Origin of the sequence: Methanobacterium sp., assembly GCA_030017655.1 — an archaeon.
In the GTDB taxonomy this organism is placed as follows: domain Archaea; phylum Methanobacteriota; class Methanobacteria; order Methanobacteriales; family Methanobacteriaceae; genus Methanobacterium_D.
This window is the reverse complement of record JASEIM010000040.1, coordinates 1-9120: the sequence shown is the minus strand read 5'-3', so window position 1 is coordinate 9120 and position 9120 is coordinate 1. Positions and strand designations below refer to the sequence as shown.

10 protein-coding genes are annotated in these 9120 nt (G+C 32.7%); 3 read left to right on the top strand and 7 right to left on the bottom strand.

Features of this window, described 5'->3' with window-relative positions:
• The 4 genes from QMD61_11135 to QMD61_11120 form a co-directional block, all read right to left on the bottom strand.
• Nucleotides 1–959, bottom strand: a 959-nt coding sequence (locus QMD61_11135; protein MDI6725189.1) for a hypothetical protein, incomplete at its 3' end; no start/stop codon positions are given.
• 291 nt (nt 960–1250) lie between these two features.
• Entirely contained in the window at nt 1251–2006 is a 756-nt protein-coding gene (locus QMD61_11130; GenBank protein MDI6725188.1) for a nitroreductase family protein, read from the bottom strand.
• A 16-nt stretch (nt 2007–2022) separates the two neighbouring features.
• Nucleotides 2023–2463 carry a flavodoxin family protein gene (locus QMD61_11125; GenBank protein MDI6725187.1) on the bottom strand — a complete coding sequence of 147 codons (441 nt, stop codon included), beginning with the start codon at nt 2461–2463 and terminating at the stop codon, nt 2023–2025.
• Nucleotides 2464–2630: 167 nt separating this feature from the next.
• A complete protein-coding gene (locus QMD61_11120) occupies nt 2631–2930 on the bottom strand; it encodes a metalloregulator ArsR/SmtB family transcription factor (GenBank protein ID MDI6725186.1) in 300 nt (99 codons plus the stop codon).
• Nucleotides 2931–3149: 219 nt separating this feature from the next.
• Between QMD61_11120 and QMD61_11115 the strand changes: the two genes are divergently transcribed.
• Nucleotides 3150–4289 (top strand): zinc-ribbon domain-containing protein, encoded by a 1140-nt coding sequence (locus QMD61_11115; GenBank protein ID MDI6725185.1) that lies wholly within the window; start codon nt 3150–3152, stop codon nt 4287–4289.
• Between the two features lie 71 nt (nt 4290–4360).
• On the opposite strand, the gene QMD61_11110 is transcribed toward QMD61_11115, so the two are convergent.
• On the bottom strand, nt 4361–4975 hold the full coding sequence (locus QMD61_11110; protein MDI6725184.1) for a LysE family translocator: 615 nt from the start codon (nt 4973–4975) through the stop codon (nt 4361–4363).
• 157 nt (nt 4976–5132) lie between these two features.
• Here QMD61_11110 and QMD61_11105 point away from each other — a divergent pair, with 157 nt between their 5' ends.
• Together QMD61_11105 and QMD61_11100 are read left to right on the top strand one after the other, a co-directional pair.
• Nucleotides 5133–5936, top strand: coding sequence for a helix-turn-helix domain-containing protein (locus QMD61_11105; GenBank protein ID MDI6725183.1), 804 nt, complete (start codon nt 5133–5135; stop codon nt 5934–5936).
• A gap of 210 nt (nt 5937–6146) precedes the next feature.
• Entirely contained in the window at nt 6147–8054 is a 1908-nt protein-coding gene (locus QMD61_11100; GenBank protein MDI6725182.1) for a YhgE/Pip domain-containing protein, read from the top strand.
• A gap of 12 nt (nt 8055–8066) precedes the next feature.
• Here QMD61_11100 and QMD61_11095 read toward each other — a convergent pair whose 3' ends face one another.
• Together QMD61_11095 and QMD61_11090 are read right to left on the bottom strand one after the other, a co-directional pair.
• Entirely contained in the window at nt 8067–8180 is a 114-nt protein-coding gene (locus QMD61_11095; protein MDI6725181.1) for a hypothetical protein, read from the bottom strand.
• A 118-nt stretch (nt 8181–8298) separates the two neighbouring features.
• Nucleotides 8299–8934: a rhodanese-like domain-containing protein gene (locus tag QMD61_11090; GenBank protein MDI6725180.1), complete on the bottom strand. Its 636-nt coding sequence runs from the start codon at nt 8932–8934 to the stop codon at nt 8299–8301.
• Nucleotides 8935–9120: the final 186 nt, after the last annotated feature.

The window sequence follows — 9120 nt, the reverse complement described above, 5'->3', positions numbered from 1 at the left end:
CTGGTAATATAAGCAAAACTCTCCAATTCTTTATTGGAACGTTTTAGTTCATCTAAATTTTTCCTCAGCTCTTGATTTGCTGTTCGACGTTCTCTATCTGCTTTATTAAGAGATATCATGCTGTTCCAGACTAAGATAATTAAAATAATCAGTATTGAAAGGGTGTACAATCTAGTTCCAAAAGCAGTATCATAATAACCCATATTTTCTCCTATAATCCGCAACCATCCAAAAACTATAAGAATAATTATCAATGCAAGCATAATTCTTCGTCCAAAAATGCTTCCATATTCTGCACTTATAAATACTTTCATAAATCCCTTATCTGGATGTGCAGCAAGAACAGCAAAAAATATCAGCAAAAAACCTATCCCTGCATAAATTGCAGTTCCAGTATAATAATACACCCTGTAAAATTCTGAAACGCCATATAAATAACCTAAAAGGATCATTAAAGCCAATAAGCCCTGTAAGAGCATTAAATACTGTGCAGGAACATATTCTCGGATTTTTTTATCCAAAATTAAAAGTGCAGTACTGGTTATTATTAATTCAATCGCTGCAATAAAGGCCATTCTGTTTGGTGAATATGTATTAAGTGCTCCTGGAGCTTCTTTGAATAAAATTTGATCTATACCGAAATTAAGGTTAAACAGATCCTGTATAATGGTAAGTAATCCAATTAATAACACCATAAATGCCAATATCTGTGCAATAGACCTTTTACGGTTATTAACCCTTTTTGTTTGCTGTAACCATAAAGAAACCCCTATTAATATAAAACATAATGCAACATTGGACTTAATTGTGGAAAAGGCAGGGCTGGGGCTTTTAAGGATTGGAATATCGAATGCCCACCCAAGGAGAATCATAATGCCAATTATAATTATAAAAATACTTAGAATTTCTGAAGATGCCCTAATGTTCGCTCTGAAGCCACTAACATCCTTCAAATCCATATAATTCTCCCTGAAAGTTAAAAAATAGATAATAATATATTTATTCCAAAATTATTTAATATTATTGGATTAGGGATTCTAGCATATCATATCAATTTTTTAATATTTTCAATGCTAATAAATGATTTAGTTCTCTTAAATTCTGTCTGGATTTTTAGAAGGTGTTTAAAGATATATATGCTTAATAAACTAATTATTACGTTCTAATGATATAAAAAGTTAAATTGTTATATAATAAGGGCTTAAATCCTTATTAAATAAATTGAAAAAATCAAATTAATATTCAATTTTTCATTTAAGCCTTAAACTTGTAATATACTCGTATCCTTTGCTGGAATAATCTGGCGCGGTTTTATCAAACATAATTTCAGTTTTTCTGCCGTAATTTTCTGCAGCAAGCTTCAGATGGTAAAATGCAATACCAACATCAATTGGAATGTATCTTTTGGCTAGAAGTCCCCTTATAAAACCGGGCTTAATTGCATAAACATGAATTATGTTTTCATCACCCGTAAAAAACCAGGGCTGGTTATTACTTGCAGATGGAGCGAGACGAACAGCTTCCATCAGCTCATCAGCACCATGAACATTGCTTATCTCTTTTAAAGATTTTCTCTTAAATTCTGCGATACCTTTTCGATGCAATGGCTCATTAGCCTTTCCAAAAGCTATTAAAATGACAAATTCAAGATCCGAACTTTCCAAAACTTCCTTTTTGGGTTGAGGAATTCCCTGCCAGCATGTACCTATTCCCTTTGCAGAAAGATATAGATCCATTTGTTGCAGCATAAATCCAGCATTAGTCAAATATCCTTCTTTATTTTCAGAAAATACAGCAATGTAATGTGGTGATTTTTTCATTATCCTTCTTTTTACATCATCTGTTCCTATGATCTTAAATTCAGTTTTAATATCCTTATAAAGAGATTCTAAGGCGTTTAAATGATTCTTAATCTCTGTTAACGTGTTTTGATCAAGTGGTGTAAGATCGTAATTCCTGATGGATTTTCGCTTAAATATTGTTTCGTATAGTTTATTTTTTTCCATTTTTCCACCATTTTTACTATATTTTCAAATTATCTGCAAATTTCATTGCATTTTTAAGGTCCTTTTCATCTGGTTTTCCTTTATTCATCCCTCCCACAAGCTTATAAGGTCCAAATGTATCAAAGCCTTTACAATAAAATTCATCTAAGACATTGAAACCTTTACTTGATAATTTCTTTTCTAACCATCCCATGGATCTTCCATCGCCACTGGTTGAAAATACAAAGGCTTTTTTGTCTTCCACATTATCTAACTCTTCAACAAACTTTCTTAGCTTTTTATGAGGTCGGTAGTAATATATTCCAGAACCGAATCCAATTAAATCATATTTTTTAATAATGTCCTTGCTAAAGTCTTTTAAATCAAATAGATCAGCATTAAGGGGCTTTGCAATAGCTTCAGCAATTTTTTTAGTGTTACCGCGGTGTACGGACTTGTAAATTATCGCAGTTTTCATTTTACTTCCTCTTCATTCATACGCTCGAAAATCAATGCTTACGAAAAAAAAAGTTTTTCGTGCTCCAAAAATTCGTAGAATTTTTGAGAGATTTTCGGCGCCCCAAACGCTGCGCGTTTGAGGGATTTATTAATTTGACAACTTTCGAATTGTATATTTAAAAAATATTATTCACTTTGATGCAGCTTTAAAAGTTCATTAACTTCATTAACCATTTCTTCATTAACTCTTGCAACGACGAATTTGCCTTTTCTTTCAGTAAAGATTAATTCAGCATTTGCCAGTTCTTTAAGGTGATGAGAGATGGTGGGGGCTCCAATATTTAAGGATTTAGCGATATCACTGATAAAACATCCGCAGTTTGCCTCATAACAGGTTTCATGTGCTTTAACAATTTGCAGGTATAGTTCTAACCTATTGGGATTTGAAAGCGCTTTGAAAACTTTTGCCATTTTTTTTGTATCCATTGAATGCACCTGAATTTCACGATTCGATAAGTATCGAAATAACTATATGTGAAATCATATTTAAAGATTTGTTTTAAATTTCAGTTATACCAACACCCACAATCATGATATAGTGATTATGATAATTTCCAGAGAAACAAAACTAATAAATATTGATAGTTTATAGAGAAATTTGAGGAAAAAATATAGGATTTAATCCAAAATCGGGGTGTGAAGGAATTGATCAGATGTCCTCAATGTGGAACAGGTAATAAAGAAAATTCAAATTTCTGTGAAGTATGCGGAGAAAGATTAAAACATCTCTCCAATTTTTGTCCAGAATGCGGTAAAGAGAATGTTGAGATTGCAAATTTTTGCGAAAATTGCGGGTCCCGTTTAGAAACGCCTAAATCATGGAAATTAGGTTCAAAAGTTCAGGATAAAAAAATACCTGATTTAAAGGCAAATATTTCTGGAAATAATCCAGCTAAAAAAGTTTCACTGGATTTAACTCCTGCAGAATCACTCATGATTTTGGATCATAAAAAATATGGGCGCAAGAATTCACTAAAAGAACTATTGAAAGTGACTTTAATGGACCTTATTTTTAAAGATGTTTTTAAATTAGAGGTTCAGGAAATTGAGGAAGGTAACAAAAAAGTTAAGAAAATTTACCTGGAAGAGGGAAAAAACTTCAACATGCCTCTTAAACCTCATGAAGAAGTATTCAAAAAATATTTACCTCCTATAACGGATAAAAAGAGATTTCAAACGCTTCAAGGGCGAGTTTATCGTAATGCAGTTCGGTATGATTATGTGAATAAAAGACTGCTCAAACCATTGTATTCAGACGGGTTTTTTACCATAAAAAAGAGTTTTTTACGAAAAAAATGTACATTAAGCGATAAAGGATTAGAATCGCAGAAAATAATTAAACAATTAAAAAGTTATGGGAAAAATCTGGAAAACTGGATAGAAACAGATCCGGAAAAAGCAAAAACGTATCTGTTAATCGGCGGTTCAAATATATTTTTAACAGATAAACGCAACTTTAACTGGTTTAAGAATAATCATAAAAGGATTGGGGCATTGTTTTCACATAAAAAATCACATAAAAAAATTCCTGATCTGGACGATTTTTTTGAATGTTTATGGTATTCTGCATTTATATCTGGCTCAGAAAATGTCGACATCGATAACATTGGTGACATATTTTCAGATTTTGATATATTCGATGTATTTGATTCAATAGATGCCGGCGACTCTGGATTTGACGGATTTTCTGATGAAGGATTCGATGGAGGCTCTGAAGGCGGATTATGGGATTTATTTGATGGGGATGGATTCGATGGAGGTGATGACGGAGGAGGAGGCGATTAGAATTGCCTTAACCTTCAATATTCACATCTAAAACTTTTTTGACTTATTTTTAATTATTATAATTCAATATTTTATCCCAGTAAGAGTTGAATACCCTGATTTAGGAAATAAAATGCAAATATCACAAGAACAACCCCAAGAACTCGCATTATCCAAATATAAGTCATGCCCTTTATGAAATCTCTTGATTTCCCGGCGGCATAAGCCAGAACTATTTTTGAACTCACTAAAAGAGCATAAAAACTAATTATAAACAAAATTGGAGATAAAACACTTTTATTATAAGTATTAATTATGATAGGGCCTCCGATAGTGATCCAGAATAAATAAGGGGACGGGTTCAGTAAATTGGCGGTTACGCCCTTTATAAGGGAATTGGGGTTTTCAACGGCAACGTTTTCAGTTAAACCTCTTGTTTTAAAGCTTTCATAAGCCAGATAGCCAAGATATACTCCGCCTGTAATGGAAATAACTCCTAAAATTGAAGTGTAACTTGAGATTAATGATAAAAACAGTACAGTTATTAATATGGTTGGTAGATCGGTGATTATGGGGGCGAATGCTACTTTTACTCCTTCTCTGTAGCCGTGTTTTAGTGTTTGTGAGATTACAAGGACGAGAAGAGGGCCTGGTGAGAAGCCGGCGTAGAGGCCGAGGGTTATTCCGGCGATTAGTAGTTTGATCATTTAAATTTCTCCATAATTTTAAATACTTATTTAATATTTATTATTCAGAAATTTAAGCAAATATTCATTTAAAAATTTGTAGAATTTCAAGAGCTAAATTTATATCTTCTTGGTTCTACATATTAGTTTTAAATAAAACTACTAAGGATTTTTTGACATGAATGAAATATCAACTGACCTTATAGAATCCCTTAAGACAATGGGGCTTACTGAGTATGAAGCTAAGGTGTACTCTGCATTAGTTTTATTTGAGCGAGCAGAGGTTAAAAGGGTTTATGAATATCTTAATGTGCCTAAACCCAGCGTATACATGAGTTTAAAAGGTTTAATGGATAAGGGTCTGGTCATGAGGGTTAGTTCAAAGCCTGCGATTTATAAGGCTATTCCTCCTAAAATAGCCCTTAAAAATCTTGCAGAGGTCCATAAAAATGCAGAGAAAAATGCACTTCTTGAACTGGAGCAGCTTGAAAAGAGTAATATGGAAATGGAAAGTGATGAAATTATATGGACTCTTTTTGGTGAAAATAACGTGGAAAATAGCATGGAAGAGTTAATAGGTAAAGCTCATAGCTCTATGAAACTTATTCTTACTGATGATTACCTTGATTTTCTCTCTTTTGCAACCTATAAGGATTTAGAAATAGAATTATTGACTTTTGGAAAAGATACGAGTATTGCTAAACGATATGGATTAAATAATTTAACAGTACATGATGGATATGGAATAGATGTTTCTAATTTCGGTGATCTTTCTAAATACTTGATTAATCTTCCTTTACCTCCTGAACAGTATTCTAAATTTATATTTATACTAATTGATGATGAAGAATTTATGTATGTACCTCCTTACCCCGGAAAGACAAAATCGGGCATTACATCTAAAAATCCATACCTTATAAACCTTATAAATCTATTATTTGGTGCAGTATGGGAACATACTCCTGAAATTCAGCTAGAATAATATAAAAAATAATTTTTTAACTTTATTTTTAAATAAAAGCATTTTTACGTATTTTTTATACTTTTTTAACCCGGTAGTTTTTAAAGTAACTACTGGTAGTTAAATTTATATATTTGGTTGATACTATATATCTTCCTAATCGGTAGTCATGTACATAACTACCATATTCAAAATTATAAAAATTCAAATTAACTTATAAGGAAGGATTAAATGATAAAAGGCGCAAGAGAAATATTTAAAAGCGATATTAAAGCCATAATAAGTAATCCTGCAGTTTTAATAGTTCTTTTAGTAATTATTCTAATACCCTCACTTTATGCGTTGCTCAATATTGAAGCAACATGGGACCCATATGCCCAAACTGATAATATTAAAGTTGCAGTGGTTAATGAAGATTCAGGCTATAATTATAATGGAACAGAATATACTGTTGGAAATACTTTAGTTGATGAACTTAAAAACAATACAAATTTTAACTGGCAATTTGTTGATAAGAAAACTGCATTAAATGGAGTTAAAAATGGAGATTATTATGCAGCTTTGCTAATTCCAGGTAATTTCAGCGAACAATTATTGTCCATTGAAACATCGACTCCTCATCAGGCCAAAATAGAATATATTGTTAATGATAAACTGAATCCAGTTGCTCCAAGACTTACAGGTGCTGGAGCAGATGCAGTTCAGACAAAGATTAACAATGAGGTAGTTAAAACCATTGATGGAATTATTTTCGGCAAACTCAGTAATTTAGGTCAATTAATCGCGAATAACAAAGCAGACCTTCTTAAAACAAAATCATTTGTAAACGAATTAAATAGTAATTTAGGAAGTATAGATGCAACTATAACTGAATTAAATTTAGATATGGCTACTGTAAATAGTATATGGCCAAAAATCAGTGCAGAACTCCCAGAAGCTCAAAAAGAATCTAATAGTATTAGAAAATCATATGATTCATTGTACACTCAAATAAAGACTAATCCACAGGAGGCGTTATCAACAGTTCAAAATATGGAAATAACAGTTAATAACATGTTCTTATCTTTAAAAACTGCTGATGCGTCTCTAACTGCTTTATACAATGCTACTGGAGATCAGAATTTAAAGCCAGTAATTGCACAGATTGAAGGAAATATTGCAAAAGTTACTAAAGTACAGGGAATATTAAAAGAGGTAGAAGAAGCTATAAAAGATGGTGATAATCCACAAGGTAAATTAGCAACTCTAAAAAGTTCAATTGATCAGATGGATAATTCAGTTAACCTCTTAGCAAATAATAAAGAAAATATTAACCAAAAAATTACTGAAGCTTCCAAGAAATTAAGCTTGGTAAACTCTAAATGGCCTACAATTCGAAGTGCAATTCAAATAGCTGCTTTAAAACTTAATTCAATAAATGAGGGAGATATTGACGAATTAATATCATTTTCAGATATGAACCAGGATGATGTGCAAAATTACTTTGAAAGTCCTGTAGAACTAGAAAAAACACGCATATATCAAGTAGATACTTATGGTTCTGCACTTGCCCCATTTTATATACCTATTTCTTTATGGATAGGCTGTATTATAGCAATTGCAATGATTACAATGAGGATAAAAAAAGGTACAAAAAAGTATACGGCTGAAAGTGTTTATATCGGCAGAATGGGCCTATTTTTAATTATTAGCATATTACAGGCATTACTGGTTGCAGTGGGATCAATTCTCTTGCACGTGCAGATGTCTTCTGCGCTGCTATTTACATTAACCACGTTATATATTGGCTTATGCGCCATGATAGTGGTTTATTCGCTTACATCTGCATTTGGAAATGCTGGAAAGGCTATTGCAATTGTAATACTGGTCTTGCAGATAACTGCAACCGGAGGAATTTTCCCGGTTGAAATTCTCCCATCATTCTTCCAGTCTATACATCCTTATTTACCACTGACTTATGCTGTTGGAGCGCTGCGTGAGGTAGTTGCAGGAGTTATATGGTATAATTACTGGTATAATATAATTATACTGGCATTGTTCCCTATTGCGGCATTTTTTCTAACTCTGTTAATTAAAGAAAAGGTAGATAAGAGAGCCATGTGGATGGAGGGAAAATTAAAAGATAGTGGATTATTCTAATCAAATCTATTTTCAATAAGGCTCTGGCCCAGTAACCGTAGGATTATCATCCCTCTGCGTCCACTCTGTAATGGAACCCTCATATATTCCCACGTTTCCATAACCCAAAAACCATTTAAAAACCAGAAATGGGTTAGTTGCTTCTCTACCGGTTCTACAGTAACATATGATTGTTTTATCAGGGGTTGCGCATCTTTATTCAACCATTGATTTTATTTCGTCCTCTGGCTTTATTAGTTGCAGATTATCTGGATGCATAAGCGTAGCTGCCTGCAATCTCTTTGCTCCGGGAATGGCCGGGCTTAATCCACATACTTGGCCCTGCATAGTACTTAAACGGCCGGGCATCAACCACCACGACATCCTCATAGTCTTTAACAGCTTTGAACTCTTCATAGGTCACATAATAATCTTCACGAAGCATTACTTCGAATTTTGATTCTTTTATGGTGGGAAAGATCTTAGTTAGATCTTTTCCTTCTTTTTTCCACTTATCTATGCTTCCGTCTAAAAGATAGAGGTCATTATGGCCGAACCTTAAAAGCGAATAGGCAGCCATGGTCTGCCCCCAGCCATCTCCGCTATTTGAATAAACTCCTTTGCCTGTATATACAACTGTTGACATATTCCTTTTAATTCCCTGTTTTTTAAATATTGCCTGAATTGCTTCAAGGGGAATATATGAACCCGGCACGTTACTTACTATCTGCCTTAAAAACCATTCATTAAAATAGTAAGCTCCGGGAAGTTCTTTAATATAATGATGTATATCTGGCTGCACATCAAGTATCATGAATTCTTCATCCAGATTGTATTCTAACCAGTCTGTTGAAACCCATTTTACCTTTCCATCTCCATTTGAATGAATATCAGTAATCATATTAAAAACCACATCTGTATGATTTTACAGTTAGTATGTTTATTATTAGTAAATATTGCCATCGGCCAGAGCAAATATCTTAATTTAAAGAGGAAATGGTATGAATGAAGTACAAAAAAAATTAAAAAAATTTGATTTTTTTAGAAAAATTAATAAATATCATATTAAATATTTATTTGTTCGATA